Origin of the sequence: Azospirillum sp. B510, from assembly GCF_000010725.1 — a bacterium.
Classification (GTDB): domain Bacteria; phylum Pseudomonadota; class Alphaproteobacteria; order Azospirillales; family Azospirillaceae; genus Azospirillum; species Azospirillum lipoferum_B.
The window spans coordinates 1-19,843 of the sequence record NC_013857.1; the positions used below are offsets into that span (position 1 = coordinate 1).

Genomic DNA, 19,843 nt, shown 5'->3' on the forward strand with positions numbered 1-19,843 from the left:
GCGTCAGCACGCCATCGGCTGCCAAACCCTTTTACCAAAGCGCGGCCGTGGCGCAAATCTAAGACATGTCTTAACTTTCCGGAGCCCCGGCAAGGTGTCCATCCTGCCACAGAGCCGCCAGATAAGACAGAAAATAGCACATGTCACCACATGCGGCGCAGTGCCGACGCCAGCATCGGCCGGAAGTCGCCGGAGCCGTGGCCCGTCTCGCCAAGCCGTTCCCCTGCCAGCGCGATTGCGCGCAAGCGGTCGGCCAAAGCCCGTTCACCCGCACAGGCCTCCTCGCACAGGGCGCGGATCTCGGCGATGCTCGGTCGCCATTTGCGGGTACGCCGCCACCGGCGCGCCGCGTGATCGATGGCCCAGGCCGGGAATTCGCCAAGGTCGTCAGCCCAATCCATCGCGAGCAATTGCTCCACCTCCGGCGTGGTCGCCTTCGCCGGAAAATGACTGAGCAACGCCAGGACACGGCCAAGCAGATGGTTGGCCGGTGCCGGCGCCAGGATGGTTTCATCGATTTCCGCGAGCGCCCGGCGGGCCAACGCGGCATGGCGTGGCGTCATCCCCTCCGGCGGGGTCCAGGTCTCGACCACATCGGCGAAGCCCTCCTCGCTGAAGCGGCTGTGGCGTTCGATCCGTCCCTGATCGATCACCTGCCGCAACGGTTCCGGCAATGACTGGTGCAGTATCCGGCAACGCGGAGCGGGAGCCATCGCCGGATCGAAGGGCAATGGCAGGTTTTGCGGGGCGGAGGAGGAGCCGGGAAACGGATGAAGGTTGCTCATGCGATGCCCCAGGGGGTGGCGGCTGTGGCGGATGGGCCGCTGTCCAGGCGCATGGCGACGCTGGCCCAGGCTGACAGACGCTGTTCCGCGATCGCAACGCCGTCGGTGGCGGAGCGCGGTATGGTCATGGTCTTGCGGGTGTTCGATCGATGGGAGCGTGCCGCGGGCTGTTGCTCCATATGGTCGGCATCCTTCAGCAGCCATGACCGCCATGCCGCGGCTGGGTCACGGTAACGATAACCATGGGCAAGGCATTGCTGGACGAAACGCTCCGCATGGGCGGTGACATCGACGCCTGGAAAGCGGGTCGCCGCCCATCGCCGATCGACCGCCGATGGGGACCAATCCGTTGGAACGGGTTCCGCATAGACGGGTTTCTTCCCGCCCGGACGCGGAGCGTGTGTCTGTGAAATATGTTCTGATTCAGGCTGTTTCTGACTCATGGGTGAACAGGGGGAGTCCATTGCCGAGTCACCGGGAATGTCCATCCCTGCACCCGGACCTTCCTGTGCCGAAACGGTCAGAACCAGCCGGTAGCGGCAACTCAGGCGGCCGCCATTGGCGGAGCGGCGATGTTCGATGTCCACCAGCCCCAGCGATTCCAGCCGTCCCAGGATCCGGTTGACGGTGGGGCGGCTGCGTTTCAGCTTGTCGGCGAGCGTCGCTTGCGAAGGCCAGCAGACCCCCGCTTCGTCGGCATAGGTGCTGAGCGCCGCCAGTACGGCGAGGCCGTCGGCATCGAGTTCCGGGTGATCGAGCCACCAGGCCGGAATCCGGCCCCAACGGTTTTGCCCGCCTCTGTTCGGGCTTGTTCTGGTGTCAGTCATCTCTGGCGATACTCCTCCGCGCCGATGGCGCCGTTTCGGCCTCGGCTTTGAGCCGCGGATGTGCGCTGTGGCGATTGGGATGGAGGATTCGAAGCGCTTCGTCGCAGAGTCGAATCGCGGGCATCAACTCCATAAGATGCCCATGGAGTGGCAGCCCGCGCATGGTCAGCGATAGCCCGCGACGTTGAAGCCGCTGCCCGCGACCATGGAGCATCGGCCCGCGCTGCCGTCCCGAATCGGAATCCTGATGCTTTTGGTCGCGGTCATGGAGTTCTTGCCCGCGATTGCCACCCCATTACGGGACCGATCATCGGCCGCGATCATGGAGCATCAGCCCGCGATTGCCGGCTGATGGGATTGGTCGCGGGCCATTGGACCGTATCATACCCCCGCTGATCGTCAGTCCGGTCCGCATGGAGCCGCAGCCCGCGGTTTCCCCGCCCGGAGACCATTGCGGGCCGGCGCCGATTCTCCCCGATTCTTCAAAGAGTCGCGGTTCGAAACCCAACCGTCGCAGGCTCCCGACGCCAATCGCGGGCTATCGCTCCATAACTGCGGGCCTTTGCTCCACCATCGCGGGGTACCGCACCATATGCGCGGGCTGTCGCTCCATGCCGGAGGCGGTAATTTCACGGCACTCTGTTGCACCTGCCGGTCCGGCGCGCCATGGTTACTCCCGACCTTCGGAGACGTTCATGACCAAGATGGCCCCGACCAGCGCCGCACAGCTCATCCTGTTCGAGCTGGAAGACCGTTCACAATCGCACCTGATCGCGCTCTACGATCTGGCGCCGCGGTTCGTGTTCGTCTCCCGCGACAACGACAAGGAGAAGGTGGCGAAGGACAAGGGCGAACTGGTCACCAAGGACAATTTCATGAAGTCGGTGCGGCGCGAGTTCGCGTTCCGTGGCCGCAACTATCGCCTGACCGTCCAGCCCGCCCGTATCGACCGCCTCGGTTCGGTCAAGCGCGATGACCGGGCGCCCGCCACCGGCCCGGACCTGGTCGAAGTCGAGATCTTTCCGTCGGAGCGCGAGCAGGTGGTGGAACAGGTCGTCCGCCGTCTCGCCATGGACCGCTCGCGCCTGTCACTGACCGGTGAGAACCGCGACAAGGTGCAGATGCGGTTCAGCCTCTACGAAATCCAGCGGGAGCTGCGGGCGGTCAACCACACCCTGTCGATCCAGGACATCCGCGAATCCCTGACCATCCTGGCGCGCTCGCGCATCATCATCTCCACCGGCGGCAGCGCCGAGCCGGGCAAGAAGAGCCGCGGGCAGAACCTGCTGGAATCGACCGCCTTTCCGGTGCTGGCGATCCGCTCCCGTCCCGATCTCGTCGACGAGGATGGCGGGGTCGAGGAGACCTATCTGGAATTCAACCCGCTGGTCTCGGCCGCCATCCGCGACCTGGAGTTCAAGCCGGTCTCCTACGCTTGGCTGATGAAGTTGAAGTCGCCGGTGTCGCGCTGGCTCTACAACCGGCTGTCGATCGAATACGACACCGCCGACGACGAGGCGAAACCGGTGTCGATCAGCGCCGACGAGATCATCAAGAACAGCGGCATGAACGAGTGGTCGCGCCGCCGCGACACCTTGCGCGTGGTCACCTCCGCCGTCGATGCGCTGGTCGATGAGGGCATCCTCGATGTCGCCGACAAGGAATACACCAAGGTCGGCAAGCGCATCGACGCCATCGACTATGTGCTGACGCCGTCGCAGAAATTCCTCGATCAGGTCCGCCGTGGCCGCCGCGTGCAGACCACCAACATCGATCTGCTGAAACAGATCGTCGGCAATGCCATGCGTCCGGACGGTTTCGTGCCGCTGAAGGCGGGAGAGGTGGCGGAGGTCCGCAACAAGCGCGCCAAGCGACTTGCCGACCCTGCGAAGACGGAACAGGCGAGCTTGCCGCTGCCCAAGAAATAGACTTTCGGACGGTCTCGGGAGGATGGCATGACGCTGACCGTCGCGACCTGCCAGTTCCCGGTTTCCGCCGATCCGAGACGCAATGGAGCGCACATTCGCGCCTTCGTCGCGGAAGCGGCGGCACAAGGGGCGGAGATCGTCCATTTCGGCGAATGCGCGCTCTCGGGTTATTGCAGAGCGAATTTTCCCAGTTGGGACGGCTATGACTGGACGGACCTGCGCCGGGAGATGCGGCAGGTGATGGACACCTGTCGCCGCCATGGCGTCTGGGGAGTGATTGGCGGCAGCCACAGGCTCACAGGCGGCAATCACCCGCACAATTCCGTTTATGTCGTCACGCCGGAGGGGCGGATCGCCGACCGTTACGACAAGCGGCGTTGTTCGGTCGGGGATCTGACCTGCCACACCCCCGGCGACCATCCCGTGATCTTTGACGTGAAGGGGATCCGCTGCGGGATCCTGATTTGCATGGAAGAGAAGTTTCCGGACCTTTGGCAGGAATATTCCGACGCGGGCGTGACCCTCGTCTTCCACAGCACGTCGGGAAGCCTGACGGCCAGGGCGGACACCGACTGGACCGCGATGGCGCGCATCCTCGCGCAGGCCAATGCCCAGCAGCACCAGCTGTTCATCAGTCAGGCGTCATGGTGCCCATCGTTCCAGGAATTTCCCAGCCTGTGGGTGGAGCGTGGCGGTCATGCCGTCCACCACTGCACCCGGCATGTGCCGGGCCTGATGCTCAACCGCATTCCCGATGATGCCGGGGCGGATGCCTATTCCCGCATGGTCAGACAGTTCCGTGCCGGCGCGCGGAGCGGGGCCCTCTATACGGACCATTATCGCGACGATCCCAGAAGCCGGGATCGGACGGCTATTTGATGCATAACGGCGCTCAGCGCGGCAGCAGTCGCCGCGCCAGCAGAGTGACCGCCGTGCCCAACAGGGCGCCGGCCAGCACATCGGAAGTCCAATGGCGATGCCGGACCACCCGCCCGCTCGCCAGGGCCGCGGCCGTCCCATAAATCACGAGGCTTTGTGCCGGCGAGCGGCTGACCGTGGCGAGCGCTGTCGCCGCGGCGAAGGCGCTCGCGGCATGGCCGGATGGCAGGGAGCGGGCGCTGATCTGCCAGCCCGGCTTGCGTCGTGGGGCGCATTCGTCGGGGCGGCGGCGTTTGACGTAGCGCTTGATCGAGCGGCTGGCGCTGGCGGTCGCCACCAGCCCGGCGACGCCCACGCTGCCGGCGCGGCGCAGATCCGCCTGTCCGGTCAGCAGGCCGACGATGCCGGCGATGGCGAAGCCGGGGATCAGCACATGACGCTTTATGACGTAATGGCCCGCGGTTGCCAGGGCGGCGCCGAGCGGGCCGGGATCGCAGGTGACGATGTCATGCAGCTGGGCGTCGAGGCTGTCGACGGTGGTCAGGGCGGGTCGAAGGGCGGCGGGGGCGGGGCGCCCGCCATAGCCGATGCCGCCGCCCGGTGTCTCGATGCCGCTCTGTTCGGTGATGCCGTTCACTGCCATTCCCCGCATCCACGCGCCCCGGAATGGGCGCCGCAGGGGAACGCAAGACGGGCGGGGACGGTTCCGCGCCCCCGCTGAAGGTCAGTTCCGCACCGGTTGCCAGCCGGTGAAGGCGTCCAACACCGCCGCCAGCACCCGTTGCAGCCGTTCGGCCCGTTCGGGACGGTAGGCGAAGGGTGGGGCGTCCTCGTCCATGTAATTGTCCTGCGCCAGCTCCATCTGGATCGCCTGGACACCGTTCGCCGGCTGGCCATAGGCGCGGGTGATGTGGCCGCCGACGAAACGCCCGTTGGTGACGCAGGTCATTCCTTCCACCGCCGCCGCGTTCTCCATCGCCGCGACGATGCGGGCGGCCAGTTGCGGATCGGTGCTGCCGCCCCTTGCGGTGCCGAGATTCAGGTCATGCAGCCGTCCGTCGAACAGGCGCGGCACATGGCTGCGGATCGAATGGGCGTCGTAGAGCAGGGCGAAACCGTGGCGCGCCTTCACCCGTGCCAGTTCCGCCACCAGCGCCGCGTGGTAGGGGCGCCAATAGGTTTCGACCCGCTGCGCCACCTCGGCCGCGTCGGGCGCCTGTCCGTCACGGTAGAGCGGCGTGCCGTCGAACAGGATGTCCGGGCACAGGCCGGTGGTCGCCTGACCGGGATAGAGGCTTTCGCCGCCGGGCGGCCGGTTGAGATCGATGACATAGCGGGAGTAACGCGCGCTCAGCAGCGTCGCCCCCTGGTCCCCGGCGAAGCCGTACAGCCGCGGCATGTGCCAGTCGGTATCGCGCAGGGTCAGCGCCTCCTCCGTCAGCCGTTCCGCCAGACCGGGGGAGAGCTCGGTGCCGCAATGGGGCATGCTGATGACCAGCGGCCCGTCGCCCCGCGCCAGATCGAAGACGGCGCCGCTCATTGTCCGGCCTCCAGCGAAACCGGCATCACGCCGTCCAGCGCGCCGTTGCGCACCAGGGCGCCGATGGCGGCCAGATCCGGGGCGAAGTAGCGGTCCACGTCATAGCGCGGCACCTCGGCGCGGATGGTGGCGATGGCGTCTTCCAGCCGCTCGGTGGTCTTCAGCGGGCGATGGAATTCCAGCCCCTGAATCGCGGCCAAAAGCTCTATGCCGACGATGTCGGCGACATTGCCGGCGATGTCGCCGAGGCGGCGCGCCGCGAAGGTCGCCATGCTGACATGGTCCTCCTGGTTGGCGGAGGTCGGCAGGCTGTCGACGCTGGCGGGGTGGGCCAGCGTCTTGTTCTCCGACGCGAGCGCGGCGGCGGTGACATGGGCGATCATGAAGCCGGAATTCAGCCCCGGCTCCGCCACCAGGAAGGGCGGCAGGCCGCTGATGGTGGTGTCGATCAGCATGGCGATCCGGCGTTCGGCCAAGGCACCGATCTCCGACGCGGCGATGGCGAGCTGGTCGGCGGCCATCGCCACCGGCTCCGCATGGAAATTGCCGCCGGACAGCACCTCGTCGGTGTCGACCAGGACCAGCGGGTTGTCGGTGACGCCGTTGGCCTCGATCACCAGCGTGCGCGCCGCCTGCCGCATCTGGTCCAGAACCGCGCCCATCACCTGCGGCTGGCAGCGCAGGCTGTAGGGATCCTGCACCCGGTGGCAGTCGGGGCCCTGGTGGCTGGCGTTCAGCGCGCTGCCGGACAGCACCTCGCGGAAGGCGGCGGCGACGGCGATCTGGCCGGGCTGGCCGCGCAGCGCGCTGATGCGGGCGTCGAAGGGCCGGTGGCTGCCCATCACCGCCTCCACCGACAAGGAGCCGGCGACCAGCGCCGCCTTGAAGGTGCGCTCGATCTCGAACAGCCCGGCCAGCGCCAGACCGGTGGACACCTGGGTGCCGTTGATCAGCGCCAGCCCTTCCTTGGCCTTCAGCTCGAAGACCGGCAGGCCGGCGATGCGCAGCCCCTCTTCCGCCGGTAGCGTCTCGCCCTTCACCCGGACATGGCCGATGCCGAGCAGCACGCCGCACAGATGGGCCAGCGGCGCCAGATCACCCGAGGCGCCGACGGAACCCTTGCCCGGCACCACCGGCAGCACGTCGGCCTCATGGAGCTTCAGCAGCGCATCGACCAGCGCCGGCCGCACGCCCGAAGCGCCGACGGCGAGGCTGGCCGCCTTGATCACCAGGATCAGCCGCACCACGCCATCGGCCAGCGGGGCGCCGACGCCGGTGGCGTGCGACAGGATCAGGTTGCGCTGGAGCGTTTCCAGGTCGCTGGCCGCGATGTGGGTATGGGCCAGTTTGCCGAAGCCGGTGTTGACGCCATAGACGGCCTCCTCGCCGCCGGCGATCCGGTCGATCAGGGCGCGCGAGCGCTCCATCCGCGGATAGGCCGCCGGGTCGAGCGTCAGGGCCGGTCGGCCGCGGTAGATGCTGCGCAGCGTGTCGAGCGACAGCGCGCCCGGAACCAGAGTGATGCTCTCGCTCATCCCAGAAGTCTCCCAAGAGTGTTCTTGAAGCGGTCGGCGATCTCCTCCTCGCGCGGGTGGCGGCGGTCGCGGACGACGGCGCGTCCGGCGATCACCACGTCCCGCACCAGGGGAGCGTTGCCGGCGAAGATCCAGCCGTCCAGCAGCGCGTCGGCTTTGCGCGCCGCCAGCAGCGGGTGGTTGGTGTCGAGCACGACGATATCGGCGCGGAGCCCTGCGGCGATGCGCCCGGCCTCGAAGCCCGTCGCCTGCGCCCCGCCGGCCTGGGCGTCCTCCACCAGCCGGCGGGCGGTGGAGCGGCGCGGACCGCCGGCCAGCACGGTGCGCCGGCCGCTGGTCAGCCGCGCGCCATATTCCAGCCAGCGCAGATCCTCGACCGGGCTGACGGAGATGTGGCTGTCCGACCCGACGCCCCAGCGCCCGCCCCGGCCCAGGTAGGACTCGGCGGCGAAGAAGCCGTCGCCGAGATTGGCCTCGGTGGTCGGACACAGGCCGGCGACCGCACCACGGGCGACGACGCCCGCCACTTCCGTTTCAGTCATATGGGTGGCGTGGATCAGGCACCAGCGCTCATCGACCGGCTGGGTTTCCAGCAGATGCTCGACCGGGCGGCGGCCATGGTGGGCGAGACAATCCTCGACCTCCCGGCGCTGTTCGGCGATGTGGATATGGATCGGGCCTTGCCGATGGGCGGCGACGCTCTCCGCCAGCAGCCCGTCCGGCACCGCGCGCAGCGAATGGGGCGCGATGCCCAGCCGCACATCGGAGGAGTCGCCATAGGCGCCGCGCAGGGCGTCGGTCAGCCGGGCGAACCCTGCCCCGTCATGGATGAAGCGGCGCTGCCCGGCGGTCGGCGGCGTGCCGCCGAAACCGGACGCGTTGTAGAGCACCGGCAGCAAGGTGATCGGCAGCCCGGCGGCCCGCGCGGCGGCAATGGCGCGGTGGCCCATCTCCGCCGGGTCGGCGTAGGCGCTGCCGTCGCGGTCATGGTGCAGGTAATGGAATTCGGCGATGGCGGTGAAGCCGGCCTTCAGCGTCTCGACATAGAGCTGGGCGGCGACCGCCTCGAAATCCTCCGGATCCATGCGGTCGAGCGCGCGATACATCACCTCGCGCCAACTCCAGAAGCTGTCCGATCCCTCGCCGGAGGATTCGCCCATCCCCGCGATGGCGCGTTGATGGGCGTGGGAATGCAGGTTGGCGATACCGGCGACAGCCGCCCCGGCGAAGCGCTCCGCATCGGCCGGGCAGTTGGCACCGGGCGCCACCGAGACGATCCGGCCTCGGTCCTCCACCGTGACCAGCACATCCTCCGCCCAGCCGTCCGGCAGCAGCGCCGAGGCAAAAAACAGGTTGCTCATGAGGGCGTCCTCGCTATTATAGACAACACTATACAAGTATAGGCAACCCGCTGCCAAGAGGGTTGCGGTACAAACTTTCCCTCTCCCGGGGCGGGGGAGGGCGTCTCAAAGGAACCGACCGATGCCGACCAGCGCGCCGTGGGATTCCCTGTGGATCGACCTGTCCGTTGCGACCATGGGCGACGATGACGGCTATGGCGCCATCGCCGACGCCGCGGTCGGCATCAAGGACGGCCGCATCGCCTTCGTCGGCCGCCGCGCCGCGCTGACCGATGCGCCCGACGCGCTGGCGACGCAGATCCATTCCGGTCGGGGCGGCTGGATGACCCCCGGCCTGATCGACTGCCACACCCACCTCGTTCATGGCGGCAACCGCGCCCGCGAGTTCGAGATGCGGCTGAACGGCGCCAGCTATGAGGAGATCGCGCGGGCCGGCGGCGGCATCCTGTCCACCGTCTCCGCCACCCGCGCCGCCAGCGGGGACCAGCTTCTGGCCGCCACCCTGCCGCGGCTGGACAGCCTGCTGGCCGAGGGCGTGACGACGGTGGAGGTGAAGTCCGGCTATGGCCTCGACAGCGAGACCGAGACGCGCATGCTCCGCGTCGCCCGCCGGCTGGCCCAGCGCCGTCCGGTGGAGGTGCGAACCACATATCTCGGCGCCCACGCCCTGCCGCCGGAATTCAGGAACGACCCCGACGGCTACATCGACCGCATCTGTGCCGAGACGCTGCCGGCGATCGCCGAAGCGGGCCTCGCCGACGCGGTGGATGCCTTCTGCGAGGGGATCGGCTTCTCCGTCGCCCAGACCCGCCGGCTGTTCGAGGCGGCGAAGCGGCTCGGCCTGCCGGTGAAGCTGCATGCCGAACAGCTCAGCAACCTCGGCGGCGCCCGGCTGGTGGCGGAGTTCGGCGGGTTGTCCGCCGACCATGTCGAGCATCTGGACGAGGAGGGCGTCGTCGCCATGGCCAAGGCCGGCACGGTGGCGGTTCTGCTGCCCGGCGCCTTCTATGCCCTGCGCGAGACCAAACTGCCGCCGATCGATCTGCTGCGCCGTCACGGCGTACCGATGGCGCTGTCCACCGACAACAACCCCGGCACCTCGCCGGTCGCCTCGCTGCTGCTGATGCTGTCGATGGGCTGCACCTTCTTCCGCCTGACCCCGGCGGAGGCGCTGGCCGGCGTCACCCGCCATGCGGCGAAGGCTCTCGGGCTGAAGGATCGCGGCGTGATCGCGCCGGGCAAGCGCGCCGATCTGGCGGTCTGGCGCATCGAACATCCGGCGGAACTGGCCTACGCCATCGGCCTCAACCCCTGCATGGCGGTGGTCAATGGCGGCGTGGTCCGCAAGCCGCGCGTCGAAGCGGAGGCGGCGTGAGCGACACCATCTCCACCGCCCAGCCGCGCTACGCCCAGATCAAGGAAGCCATCCGCCGCCGCATCAGCTCGGGCGACTGGCCGGAGGGCTTCCAGATCCCATCGGAGCACAAACTGCTGGAGGAATTCTCGGTCAGCCGGATGACGGTCCACCGCGCGTTGCGCGACCTGACCGACGAGGGGCTGCTGACCCGCGTGCAGGGGCTGGGCACCTTCGTCGCCGAACGGCCGCCCAGCACCGACGTGGTGGAACTGCGCAGCATCGCCGACGAGATCGCCGAACGCGGCAACATCCATGGCTGCCGGGTGGAGCGATTGCTCGCGGTCACCGCCGATGCCGGGCTGGCCCGCCGCTTCAACCTGCCGGTCGGGGCGAAACTGTTCCATTCCGTCGTCGTCCACAGCGAAAGCGACGTGCCGGTCCAACTGGAGGAACGCTGGGTCAACCCGGCGGTGGCGCCCGACTATCTGGACCAGGACTTCACCCGCCAGACGCCGGGCGAGTATCTGATCCGGCTGGAGGCCTCGCCGCAGGTCGAGCATGTCATCGAAGCGGTGGCGCCGACGCCGGAGATCGCCCGCCTGCTCGACATCCCCGTCACCGAACCCTGTCTGCGCGTCACCCGCCGGACGTGGGTCCAGGGGAGGGTGGTGACGGTGGCGATGCTGGTCCATCCCGGCAGCCGCTACCGGCTGGGGGCGCGGTTCCAGCTTCCGCCCTCCTGACGAACATAAGACCTCGAAACGCACATCCCTCCCACCAGGAGCCATCGACCGATGTCATCCCGCCTCGATAACCAGCGCGTCATCCGTGCCCCGCACGGCCCCGAACTGAGCTGCAAGAGCTGGCTCGCCGAGGCGCCGATGCGCATGCTGATGAACAACCTCGACCCCGACGTCGCCGAACGGCCGCAGGAGCTGGTCGTCTATGGCGGCATCGGCCGCGCCGCCCGTGATTGGGAAAGCTTCGACCGCATCGTCGCCGCGCTGAAGACGCTGAACGACGACGAGACCCTGCTGGTCCAGTCGGGCAAGCCGGTCGGCGTCTTCCGCACCCATGCCGACGCGCCGCGCGTGCTGATCGCCAACTCCAACCTGGTGCCGCGCTGGGCGACCTGGGAGCATTTCAACGAGCTGGACCGCAAGGGTCTGGCGATGTACGGCCAGATGACCGCCGGATCCTGGATCTACATCGGCAGCCAGGGCATCGTGCAGGGCACCTACGAGACCTTCGTCGAGGCCGGGCGCCAGCATTACGACGGCGACCTCAAGGGCAAATGGATCCTCACCGGCGGCCTCGGCGGCATGGGTGGGGCGCAGCCGCTGGCCGCGACCATGGCAGGCGCCTGCATGCTGGCGGTCGAATGCCGCCCCAGCAGCATCGAGATGCGGCTCCGCACCGGTTATCTCGACCGCCACACCGCCGACCTGGACGAGGCGCTGGCCTGGATCGACGAGGCCTGCGCCAAGGGCGAGGCGATCTCCGTCGGCCTGCTCGGCAACGCCGCCGATGTTTTCCCCGAACTGGCGCGCCGCGCCGAGACCGACATCAAGGCCCGGCCGCACATCGTCACCGACCAGACCTCCGCCCATGACCCGGTGAACGGCTATCTGCCGCAGGGCTGGACGCTGGAGGAGTGGGAGGGCGCCCGCGAAAGCCAGCCGGCCGCCGTCGCCGCCGCGGCCCGCAAGTCGATGCGCGTGCAGGTGGAGGCGATGCTGGCCTTCCATGCCATGGGCATCCCGACCGTCGATTACGGCAACAACATCCGCCAGATGGCGAAGGAGGAGGGGTTGGAGAACGCCTTCGACTTCCCCGGCTTCGTCCCCGCCTATATCCGTCCGCTGTTCTGCCGCGGCATCGGCCCATTCCGCTGGGCCGCGCTGTCCGGCGATCCGGAGGATATCCGCAAGACCGACGCCAAGGTGAAGGAGCTGATCCCCGACGATCCGCACCTGCACAACTGGCTCGACATGGCGGCCAAGCGCATCCAGTTCCAGGGCCTGCCGGCCCGCATCTGCTGGGTCGGCCTCGGCCAGCGCCACCGCCTCGGCCTCGCCTTCAACGAGATGGTGAAGTCGGGCGAGCTGAAGGCGCCGATCGTCATCGGCCGCGACCATCTCGACAGCGGCTCCGTCGCCAGCCCGAACCGCGAGACGGAAGCGATGAAGGACGGCTCCGACGCGGTGTCGGACTGGCCGCTGCTGAACGCGCTGCTGAACACCGCCAGCGGGGCGACCTGGGTCAGCCTGCACCATGGCGGCGGCGTCGGCATGGGCTTCTCGCAGCATTCCGGCATGGTCATCGTCTGCGACGGCAGCGACGAGGCGGCCCGGCGGGTCGGGCGCGTGCTGTGGAACGACCCGGCCACCGGCGTGATGCGCCACGCCGACGCCGGCTATGACATCGCCATCACTTGCGCCAAGGAACAGGGGCTGAACCTGCCGTTTCTGAAGTAAGGGGGCCTCCCTCTCCCCTTGGGGGAGAGGGGACATGTCGCTGACTTCACTCATACCCCCGGATCAGGTCGGAATACCAGCGTGCGGACTCCTTCGGGATCCGCGCCTGGGTTTCGAAATCCACCCGGACGATGCCGAACCGCGTGCCGTAGCCGCCGCCCCATTCGAAATTGTCCAGCAGCGACCAGACGAAATATCCCCGAACGTCGGCGCCCAGCCCCTTGGCCTCCGCCATCGCCGCGATGTAGGCTTGCAGATAGGCCAGCCGCTCCGCATCGACCACGCGCCCCTCGGCGTCGGGCGTCTCCGCCGCCTTGGTGCCATAGCCGTTCTCGGTGACATAGATCGGCAGGCGGTAGCGTCGGGTCAGATCCAGCAGCGTGTCGCGGAAGCAGTCCGGATCATACGGCCAGCCGATGGCCGTCCGCTTCATCCCCGGCGGGGGAGAGCCGAAGCCGAAGCCCCAGATCAGGCTGTCGTCCTTGCGGCCATAGACCGGGGCGTAATGGTTCAGCCCGAACCAGTCCAGCGGCCGGGCGATGCGCGCCATGTCGCCGGGCAGGACGTACGGCTCGATCGCCTCGGCGATGCGGCGCGGGTAATGGGCCAGCAGTTGCGCGTCGGGGAAGGCGCGGTTCCAATGCTCGTCGAACAGGGCCGCCGCCTCGACATCCTCCTGCCTGTCGGTCTCCGGCCGCATCGGCTGGACGCTGTGCACCGCGCCGATCGAGGCTCCCGGCACCAGGGTGCGCAGCACATCGACCCCGGCGCCATGGGCGAGGTTGACGTGGTGGATGACCTTCAGATGGGTGGCGCGGTCGGCGATGCTGGGCGCCCCCCAGCCGAAGGCCCAGCCGAACAGGGTGAACACCGAGAATTCGTTGAAGGTCGCCCAGCGTTTCACCCGGTCGCCATAGCGCCGGGCGCAGAGCGCGGCGTAATCCTCGAACCAGCCGATGCTGTCGCGGGTGCTCCAGCCGCCCAGATCCTGCAAGGCCTGCGGCAAATCCCAGTGATAGAGGCACAGCCACGGCTCGATCCGTTTTTCCAGCAGCCGGTCGATCAGCCGGTCGTAGAAATCCAGCCCCTTGTCGTTCGGCGCCCCCCGCCCGCGCGGCAGCACCCTGGGCCAGGAGACCGAGAAGCGGTAGGCCCGCAACCCCAGTTCCGCCATCAGATCGACGTCCTGCGGCATCAGATGGTAATGGTCGCAGGCGACATCGCCGCTGTCGCCATTGTCGACCCGCCCCTTGAGCCGGCAAAACAGATCCCAGATGCTGGGCGCCCGCCCGTCGGCGTCGGCTCCGCCCTCGATCTGGTAGGCGGAGGTGGAGGCGCCCCACAGGAACTCTTTGGGGAAAACCGGACGTTCGGTCATGGCGGCTCATCCGAAAGGAGAAGACCGGGATCCTACCGCTTTCCCGTGCGGGGGAAAGGGGCCAATCGTCGCCGCGGGCGTTGCGGAAAACCGTCACCATATCTCGGTCGACAGGACGGCGCGGCGCTCCTATGGTCACGCCGATTGACCGGGCGAATGCAGAAAGGAACGGGCGCATCATGGCGAAGAAGGACGGAGTCAACGGCAAGGGCGGCCAGTTCAGCGGGACGCCGGCCGACCGGCTGGTCCGGCTGTGGCGCAACAACGACGAGCGCTTCGGCGCCCTGCTCGACGAGGTGCTGGACTCCAACCGCCAGGGTGTGATCGAAGCGGCGCTGGGCAAGCTGCGCGAGGAGGAAGGCTACGACTTCATGGACGAGGTCGAGGCCTTCTCGGAAACGGCGCAGAGCACCGACGAGCATGGCGACCCGACCCTGTCGACCCTGTTCTGGCTGGTGCTGGAGGTCGAGGGCCGGCTGGACGAGCCGCCGTCGGTCGATGCCATCGAACGGGCGCTGGATTCCGCCGGGCTGCTGGAGAAGGCCACCGACATGCGGTTGCTGCCGCTGTGGCTGGATCCGGAACCGCTGTCCTATCTTGAGGCCGCCGACCGCCGCACCCTGCTGCGCCGACTGATCGACTCGACCGGGGCGGCGGAGGCTTTCGTCCGCGACCAGGATCTGGTCGCCTCCGCCGACGACATCGGGTCCCGTCTCGTCTCCGTCGTCGGGCTGGTGATCGAGGAGGACGCGGAGCAGGAGGGCGAGGCGATGCCCGACCCGCTCAACCTCGGCTTCGGCGGCGAGGGGCAGGAGATGGAAATCGATCCGATCGAGCAGGAGCGCATCCGCCAGTCGATGGCTGCCTTCGCCGAGGCGGTGACGGCGGCCGACCCGCGGGTCAAGCGTTGCGAGCCGGTGGGCGGGCTGAACGACCTGCTGGATTTCACCGCCGAAGGGGTCTGGCCCGACGATATCGACGCCAATTTCGACGAGGTCAATGACTTCCTCGACATCGCCGGCAACGAGACCGGGGACGGCATCCTCGATGTGGCGGTCGGCGGCACGGCGGAGGGCTTGCAGGTCCGCGCCTACAATTCCGACGGCGCGCTGCTGGACGAGCGGGTCTTCGACCTTACCGGCGACCGCGCCGAAGAGGCGCTGGCCCTGATCAAGCGGCGCTGCCGCCGCGTCAGCGAGGTCTGATCCGGGCGGGCTGATCGGTGTCCGCCGGGGGTCAGGCCCCCGGCGCCACCACGAAGCACGCCATGCCCTGGCTGACCAGCCCGTTGCAGGCGTTGGCCGCGTCCTGCTGCGACAGGCCGGACAGGCGGGCGCGATAGAGCGGCCCGGTCTGGGTATCCACCGCCTGGACGATGCGTTGCGAGCGCGACAGCATCGGCATGCTGCTGCGGGCGCGGTCGATCACCCGCTGGCTGTCGTCGGGCGAGCGGAAGGCGCCGAGCTGCACCGTCCAAATCCCGCCGCCGGCACTGGCGGCCCCGGCCATCGTCGCCACCGCGCGCGGCGCCGGGGCGTCGGGGGTGGAGGTGTCGGGCGCCACCACGCGCACCGCCTGGGTCGTTTGGATCGGGGCCGGCAGGGCCGCCACGGCGATGGGGCCGCGGCTTGGCGCCGGCTGGCTGGTCTCGACCGGCGGGGAATAGGCCGGCGCCGGATTGGGGGGCGGCGTGTAGACGGGGGCCGGCGAAGAGGAGGCGGACGGCCGGGCATAGGGCGAGCCGTAATCCGGCGGCGAATCCGTCGAGGTGGAGGGCGGCGCGCTGACCAGCACGATGTCGGCGCCGTTGGGAGCCGGGGTGCGGTTCAGCCGCGGGCTGACCGAGGCGATGTAGCGCCGGGTCTCGCCCGGCAGGCCGCGCTTGCCGGCCAGATAATCGCCGTAACAGCCCGGACCGCAATTATAGGCGCCAAGGAAGCCCGGCGCGCCGAACAGATTGTACATCTCGCGCAGATAAGCGGTGCCGGCGATGATGTTGTCATGCGGATCGAAGGGGTCGGATCCCAGATTGTGCTTGCGCCGCATCTCCTCATAGGTGGCGGGCATCAGCTGCATCAGGCCCATGGCGCCGGCCTTGCTGACGATCGGCTGGCCGTTGACGGTGGTGCGCCCGCCGCTCTCCTGGCGGATGACCTCGCGGATCCACAGCTCGGGCATGTCGAAGCGCTTGGAGGCTTCGGCGACATGCGCGTCGATTTCCGCCGGCGTGGCGGTGCGATGGCTGCCGCCGCCGCTGGCGCAGGCGCTCAGCAGCGCGGTCAGGGCGGCGCAGGTCAGCAATGGCTTCAGGCGACGCACGGAACCCCCGGTCATCGTTCGCATCTACTTGTGGATAAGCCCAATTGGGAGGTAGCGACCTTTGCACATTCCCGACCCGCCGTAAACCGTCCCGACTGTGACCTTCGCCTCGGCCGGGGAGCGCGGAGGGGGAGGGTGGTCCGCGCTCCTTCGGTCTGGCAAGCGGTCGGACGGGCATCTGCCGTCCGGCGCGGCCTCCGCTTCCCCGGCCCTCAGCTTTCGCGGTCGTCGTCCGGGTCGCGGCGGGTCGCCAACTCGCGCAGCAGCCGCTCCTTGGCGGTCTTGCGGCTGGGCGGTCCGCCGGATCGCCCGAACAATCCGCCCAGCAACCCGCCGGACTTCGGTCTTTCCGCCTCTTCCTCCGTCATCTGGGCGCGCTCCGCCTCGCGCCGGGCGAGCATGGCGGCGCGGTCGACCAGCGGGGTGCGCAGCCGGCGCGGCAGCGCCTTGAAGGCCAGATTGGCGCGCTCCAGGTCGATCGGATCCTCGGTGGAGCGGGCGATGCGCAGCGCCACCCGCAGCAGGTCGAGCCGCCAGCCATCCTCCGGCGCATGCGCCAGCGTCTCCGCCGCCGCCAGCAGGGTATCCAGTCCCTTTCCGGTCAGGCCGGTGGTGGTTCTTTCGATGTTGCTGTCGCGTCCCATGCCGTATTCGTCACCCTCGCGCTGAAGGCGGACTTTAGGACGGCGCGGCCGGCTTTGTCTGCCCCCAAGCGGCGACCGCGCCGTTTGGGTGGGGGGAGGGGGCGGCTGACGAAAAAAGGCCCTCCCCCCGTCGCCGGGAGGAGGGCCGCAAGTCGGTCGGGGAAATGCGCGGCGCGATGCCGGCACTCATGCCGCCGCCCAAAAGGGGGTTGGCGGGCGGGGCACCTCACACCCGGCCCCTCCGCATCGCGGCGGATGGGCCGGGAAACTCAACGCGAACTCACCTCACTCCGCCGCCTGCAACGTGGTCAGGCCCAGGCGCTTGGCGATGCCCTCGCCATAGGCCGGATCGGCGGCCAGGAAATGCTTCAGCTGGCGCTGCTGGACGAACAGCGGGGCCTTGCTCAGGCTGCCGGCGATGTTGTCCATCAGCCGGTCCTGCGCCTCCACCCCGATCAGGCGGAACAGCGCGCCGGCCTGGGCGTAGTCGTCGTTGCCCTCGCGGTGGTCATAGTGGGCGGCGTCGCCGCTGATGCGCAGCGGCGGCTCGCTCGCCACCCCGGTCTGGGCCGGACCGCCGAAGCTGTTCGGCTCGTAGTTCGGGCGGCCGCCGCCATTGCCGTCGGTGCGCATGGCGCCGTCCCGCTGGTAATTGTGGACCGGGCAGCCCTGCGGCTTGTTGACCGGGATCTGGGCGTAATTGCCGCCCAGACGGTAGCGGTGGGCGTCGGCATAGGCGAACAGCCGGCCTTGCAGCATCTTGTCGGGGCTGAAGGAGATGCCGGGCACCACGCTGGCCGGGCTGAAGGCCGACTGCTCGGTCTCGGCGAAGAAATTCTCCGGGTTGCGGTTCAGCACCAGCTCGCCGATCTCGATCAGCGGGTAATCGGCGTGCGGCCACACCTTGGTCAGGTCGAACGGGTTGATGCGGTAGGCGTCGGCCTCGGCCTCCGGCATGATCTGCACCGAGACGGTCCAGGCCGGGAAATCGCCGTCCTCGATGGCGGCGAACAGGTCGCGGGTGGCGTGGTCGGGGTCGATGCCGGCCATCGTCGTCGCCTGGGCGGCGGTGAAGTTCTGGATGCCCTGGCGGGTCTTGAAATGGTACTTGACCCAGAAGCGCTCGTTGGCGGCGTTGATCCAGGAGAAGGTGTGGCTGCCGAAGCCGTCCATGTGGCGATAGCCGCGCGGCGTGCCGCGGTCGCTGAACAGGATGGTCAGCTGGTGCATCGTCTCCGGCGACAGCGAGAAGAAGTCCCACATCGCGGTGGGATCCTTCAGGTTGGTGGCCGGGTTGCGCTTCTGGGTGTGGATGAAGTCGGGGAACTTCAGCGGATCGCGCAGGAAGAAGATCGGCGTGTTGTTGCCGACCAGATCGTAATTGCCCTCTTCCGTGTAGAACTTGATGGCGAAGCCGCGCGGATCGCGCTCGGCGTCGGCGGAGCCCTTCTCGCCGCCCACGGTGGAGAAGCGCAGGAACACGCCGGTCTCCTTGCCCACATCCGACAGGAAGGCGGCCTTGGTCCACCGCGTCACGTCGCGGGTGACGCGGAAGGTGCCGTAGGCGCCGGCGCCCTTGGCATGGACCACGCGTTCGGGAATGCGTTCGCGGTTGAAGTGGGCCAGCTTCTCGATCAGGTGGAAGTCCTGCAGCAGCAGCGGACCGCGCGGCCCGGCGCTCAGCGAATTCTGGTTGTCGGGAACGGGCTGGCCGAAGCTGGTGGTCAGGGTGCTCATCCGGGTCATCCTCTCAGAAGGCGGTGCCGCCCGATCTGCTGTCGTGCGACGCGGCGTCATTGTCTCGCCTCTGGTTATCCGGCGTCTTGAACGATATATCCAAGACATTGAAGGAAATGCACCAATAGGCACCGTCTATGAATATCGCCGGCCTGTCCCTGCGGGATCTGGAATATGTCGTCGCCGTCGCCGAGTTGCGCCATTTCGGCCGCGCCGCCGAGCGCTGCGCCGTCAGCCAGCCCTCGCTCAGCGCCCAGATCCGCAAGCTGGAGGAGGCTCTCGGCCTCTCCCTGTTCGAGCGGACCAGCCGCAAGGTCCTGCTGACCCCGCGCGGCGAGGCGGTGGTGACGCAGGCCCGCGTCGTGCTGGAGCAGGCGCGGCGGCTGCTGGCGCTGGCCGACGGTTCGGACGGGGCGCTGACCGGCCGGCTGCGGCTGGCGGCCATCCACACGCTCGGCCCCTATCTGTTCCCCCACATCCTGCCGCCGCTGCGCGCCGCCTGGCCCGAGCTGACCCTGATCCTGTCGGAGGGCCGCACCGACAGCCTGCTGGAGGAACTGCGCGACGGCCGGATCGACGCCGTTCTGCTGGCCCTGCCGGTGGAGGGCGAGGGGCTGACGGCGGAACCGCTGTTCTTCGAGCCCTTCCTGCTCGCCCACCCCACCGGCCATCGCCTCCGCGCCACGCCCGGCCTGTCGCTGAACCATCTCGACCCGGCCGAGCTGCTGCTGCTGGAGGAGGGGCATTGCCTGCGCGATCAGGCGCTGGCCGCCTGCGGGCTCAGCGCGCGGGGCGGCGGCGTCCACGCCACCGGGCTGGAGACGCTGCGCCACATGGTGGCGGCCGGCGCCGGCTGCACGCTGATGCCGCTGCTGGCGACAACGGGGGATGACGGGGCGGCGGCCAGCGTCGGCGGGCTGGTCGACTATCGCGCCTTCGAGGCCGGCACGCCGCCCGGCCGCGTCGTCGGTCTGGTCTGGCGCGCCAGCGACCCGCGCGACCGCGGCCTGCGCGAACTGGTCGACCTGTTGCGCCGCCGGATGCCGGCCGGGACCGGACCGGTCCTATCCTGAAGG

18 protein-coding genes are annotated in these 19,843 nt (G+C 68.7%); 7 read left to right on the forward strand and 11 right to left on the reverse strand.

Annotated elements, in window-relative coordinates; all coding sequences use genetic code 11:
* Positions 1-143 precede the first annotated feature (143 nt).
* The 3 genes from AZL_RS24570 to AZL_RS36415 all read right to left on the reverse strand — a co-directional run bounded on the left by AZL_RS24570 (position 144) and on the right by AZL_RS36415 (position 1,936).
* Positions 144-785 carry a hypothetical protein gene (locus AZL_RS24570; RefSeq protein ID WP_012977126.1) on the reverse strand — a complete coding sequence of 214 codons (642 nt, stop codon included), beginning with the start codon at positions 783-785 and terminating at the stop codon, positions 144-146.
* Entirely contained in the window at positions 782-1,612 is an 831-nt protein-coding gene (locus AZL_RS24575; protein ID WP_012977127.1) for a helix-turn-helix domain-containing protein, read from the reverse strand. The genes AZL_RS24570 and AZL_RS24575 overlap by 4 nt, the downstream gene beginning before the upstream one ends.
* 165 nt (positions 1,613-1,777) lie before the next feature.
* Positions 1,778-1,936, reverse strand: coding sequence for a hypothetical protein (locus tag AZL_RS36415; protein ID WP_158306014.1), 159 nt, complete (start codon positions 1,934-1,936; stop codon positions 1,778-1,780).
* Positions 1,937-2,307: 371 nt separating this feature from the next.
* Between AZL_RS36415 and AZL_RS24580 the strand changes: the two genes are divergently transcribed.
* Positions 2,308-3,540 (forward strand): hypothetical protein, encoded by a 1,233-nt coding sequence (locus AZL_RS24580; RefSeq protein ID WP_042445564.1) that lies wholly within the window; start codon positions 2,308-2,310, stop codon positions 3,538-3,540.
* Positions 3,541-3,567: 27 nt separating this feature from the next.
* Positions 3,568-4,419: a carbon-nitrogen hydrolase family protein gene (locus AZL_RS24585; protein WP_012977129.1), complete on the forward strand. Its 852-nt coding sequence runs from the start codon at positions 3,568-3,570 to the stop codon at positions 4,417-4,419.
* Between the two features lie 13 nt (positions 4,420-4,432).
* Here AZL_RS24585 and AZL_RS24590 read toward each other — a convergent pair whose 3' ends face one another.
* From AZL_RS24590 to AZL_RS24605, 4 genes are all read right to left on the reverse strand, one after another.
* Positions 4,433-5,062 carry a phosphatase PAP2 family protein gene (locus tag AZL_RS24590; RefSeq protein WP_247894480.1) on the reverse strand — a complete coding sequence of 210 codons (630 nt, stop codon included), beginning with the start codon at positions 5,060-5,062 and terminating at the stop codon, positions 4,433-4,435.
* Between the two features lie 81 nt (positions 5,063-5,143).
* Positions 5,144-5,959 (reverse strand): N-formylglutamate deformylase, encoded by an 816-nt coding sequence (gene hutG, locus AZL_RS24595; protein WP_012977131.1) that lies wholly within the window; start codon positions 5,957-5,959, stop codon positions 5,144-5,146.
* Entirely contained in the window at positions 5,956-7,494 is a 1,539-nt protein-coding gene (gene hutH / locus AZL_RS24600; protein WP_012977132.1) for a histidine ammonia-lyase, read from the reverse strand. The genes hutG and hutH overlap by 4 nt, the downstream gene beginning before the upstream one ends.
* A complete protein-coding gene (locus AZL_RS24605; protein ID WP_012977133.1) occupies positions 7,491-8,855 on the reverse strand; it encodes a formimidoylglutamate deiminase in 1,365 nt (454 codons plus the stop codon). Before AZL_RS24605 ends, hutH begins: the two co-directional genes overlap by 4 nt.
* A gap of 121 nt (positions 8,856-8,976) precedes the next feature.
* On the opposite strand from AZL_RS24605, the gene hutI reads away from it, so the two are divergent.
* From hutI to hutU, 3 genes are read left to right on the forward strand one after another with little or no spacing between them, the layout of a single operon-like run.
* A complete protein-coding gene (hutI, locus tag AZL_RS24610; RefSeq protein WP_012977134.1) occupies positions 8,977-10,230 on the forward strand; it encodes an imidazolonepropionase in 1,254 nt (417 codons plus the stop codon).
* Positions 10,227-10,955 carry a histidine utilization repressor gene (gene hutC / locus AZL_RS24615; protein WP_012977135.1) on the forward strand — a complete coding sequence of 243 codons (729 nt, stop codon included), beginning with the start codon at positions 10,227-10,229 and terminating at the stop codon, positions 10,953-10,955. The genes hutI and hutC overlap by 4 nt, the downstream gene beginning before the upstream one ends.
* A gap of 51 nt (positions 10,956-11,006) precedes the next feature.
* Positions 11,007-12,689, forward strand: a complete 1,683-nt coding sequence (gene hutU, locus AZL_RS24620) for a urocanate hydratase (RefSeq protein ID WP_012977136.1) — start codon at positions 11,007-11,009, stop codon at positions 12,687-12,689.
* A 46-nt stretch (positions 12,690-12,735) separates the two neighbouring features.
* Here the strand turns inward: hutU and AZL_RS24625 are convergent, their stop codons facing one another.
* On the reverse strand, positions 12,736-14,067 hold the full coding sequence (locus AZL_RS24625) for a GH1 family beta-glucosidase (protein WP_012977137.1): 1,332 nt from the start codon (positions 14,065-14,067) through the stop codon (positions 12,736-12,738).
* Between the two features lie 179 nt (positions 14,068-14,246).
* On the opposite strand from AZL_RS24625, the gene AZL_RS24630 reads away from it, so the two are divergent.
* Positions 14,247-15,272, forward strand: a complete 1,026-nt coding sequence (locus tag AZL_RS24630; RefSeq protein ID WP_042445567.1) for a hypothetical protein — start codon at positions 14,247-14,249, stop codon at positions 15,270-15,272.
* A gap of 31 nt (positions 15,273-15,303) precedes the next feature.
* Here AZL_RS24630 and AZL_RS24635 read toward each other — a convergent pair whose 3' ends face one another.
* From AZL_RS24635 to AZL_RS24645, 3 genes are all read right to left on the reverse strand, one after another.
* The gene (locus AZL_RS24635; RefSeq protein WP_148219635.1) at positions 15,304-16,401 is read right to left on the reverse strand and encodes a lytic transglycosylase domain-containing protein; all 1,098 of its coding nucleotides are present in this window, start codon (positions 16,399-16,401) and stop codon (positions 15,304-15,306) included.
* A 197-nt stretch (positions 16,402-16,598) separates the two neighbouring features.
* Complete coding sequence (locus AZL_RS24640; protein WP_042445570.1) at positions 16,599-17,030, reverse strand: hypothetical protein; 432 nt, start codon at positions 17,028-17,030, stop codon at positions 16,599-16,601.
* A 285-nt stretch (positions 17,031-17,315) separates the two neighbouring features.
* Entirely contained in the window at positions 17,316-18,776 is a 1,461-nt protein-coding gene (locus tag AZL_RS24645; protein WP_012977141.1) for a catalase, read from the reverse strand.
* A gap of 128 nt (positions 18,777-18,904) precedes the next feature.
* Here AZL_RS24645 and AZL_RS24650 point away from each other — a divergent pair, with 128 nt between their 5' ends.
* Positions 18,905-19,840, forward strand: coding sequence for a LysR substrate-binding domain-containing protein (locus AZL_RS24650; RefSeq protein ID WP_012977142.1), 936 nt, complete (start codon positions 18,905-18,907; stop codon positions 19,838-19,840).
* The last annotated feature ends 3 nt before the right edge of the window (positions 19,841-19,843 follow it).

What these genes read in the sequence shown, in the direction of transcription:
- hutI (WP_012977134.1), top strand. Translation starts at nt 8,977, where the DNA reads ATGCCGACCAGCGCGCCGTGGGATTCCCTGTGGATCGACCTGTCCGTT.
- AZL_RS24625 (WP_012977137.1), bottom strand. Translation starts at nt 14,067, where the DNA reads ATGACCGAACGTCCGGTTTTCCCCAAAGAGTTCCTGTGGGGCGCCTCC.
- AZL_RS24640 (WP_042445570.1), bottom strand. Translation starts at nt 17,030, where the DNA reads ATGGGACGCGACAGCAACATCGAAAGAACCACCACCGGCCTGACCGGA.
- AZL_RS24645 (WP_012977141.1), bottom strand. Translation starts at nt 18,776, where the DNA reads ATGACCCGGATGAGCACCCTGACCACCAGCTTCGGCCAGCCCGTTCCC.
- hutU (WP_012977136.1), top strand. Translation starts at nt 11,007, where the DNA reads ATGTCATCCCGCCTCGATAACCAGCGCGTCATCCGTGCCCCGCACGGC.
- AZL_RS24590 (WP_247894480.1), bottom strand. Translation starts at nt 5,062, where the DNA reads ATGGCAGTGAACGGCATCACCGAACAGAGCGGCATCGAGACACCGGGC.
- AZL_RS24585 (WP_012977129.1), top strand. Translation starts at nt 3,568, where the DNA reads ATGACGCTGACCGTCGCGACCTGCCAGTTCCCGGTTTCCGCCGATCCG.
- AZL_RS36415 (WP_158306014.1), bottom strand. Translation starts at nt 1,936, where the DNA reads ATGATCGCGGCCGATGATCGGTCCCGTAATGGGGTGGCAATCGCGGGC.
- AZL_RS24580 (WP_042445564.1), top strand. Translation starts at nt 2,308, where the DNA reads ATGACCAAGATGGCCCCGACCAGCGCCGCACAGCTCATCCTGTTCGAG.
- AZL_RS24570 (WP_012977126.1), bottom strand. Translation starts at nt 785, where the DNA reads ATGAGCAACCTTCATCCGTTTCCCGGCTCCTCCTCCGCCCCGCAAAAC.
- AZL_RS24650 (WP_012977142.1), top strand. Translation starts at nt 18,905, where the DNA reads ATGAATATCGCCGGCCTGTCCCTGCGGGATCTGGAATATGTCGTCGCC.
- AZL_RS24605 (WP_012977133.1), bottom strand. Translation starts at nt 8,855, where the DNA reads ATGAGCAACCTGTTTTTTGCCTCGGCGCTGCTGCCGGACGGCTGGGCG.
- AZL_RS24630 (WP_042445567.1), top strand. Translation starts at nt 14,247, where the DNA reads ATGGCGAAGAAGGACGGAGTCAACGGCAAGGGCGGCCAGTTCAGCGGG.
- AZL_RS24635 (WP_148219635.1), bottom strand. Translation starts at nt 16,401, where the DNA reads ATGACCGGGGGTTCCGTGCGTCGCCTGAAGCCATTGCTGACCTGCGCC.
- hutG (WP_012977131.1), bottom strand. Translation starts at nt 5,959, where the DNA reads ATGAGCGGCGCCGTCTTCGATCTGGCGCGGGGCGACGGGCCGCTGGTC.
- hutH (WP_012977132.1), bottom strand. Translation starts at nt 7,494, where the DNA reads ATGAGCGAGAGCATCACTCTGGTTCCGGGCGCGCTGTCGCTCGACACG.
- AZL_RS24575 (WP_012977127.1), bottom strand. Translation starts at nt 1,612, where the DNA reads ATGACTGACACCAGAACAAGCCCGAACAGAGGCGGGCAAAACCGTTGG.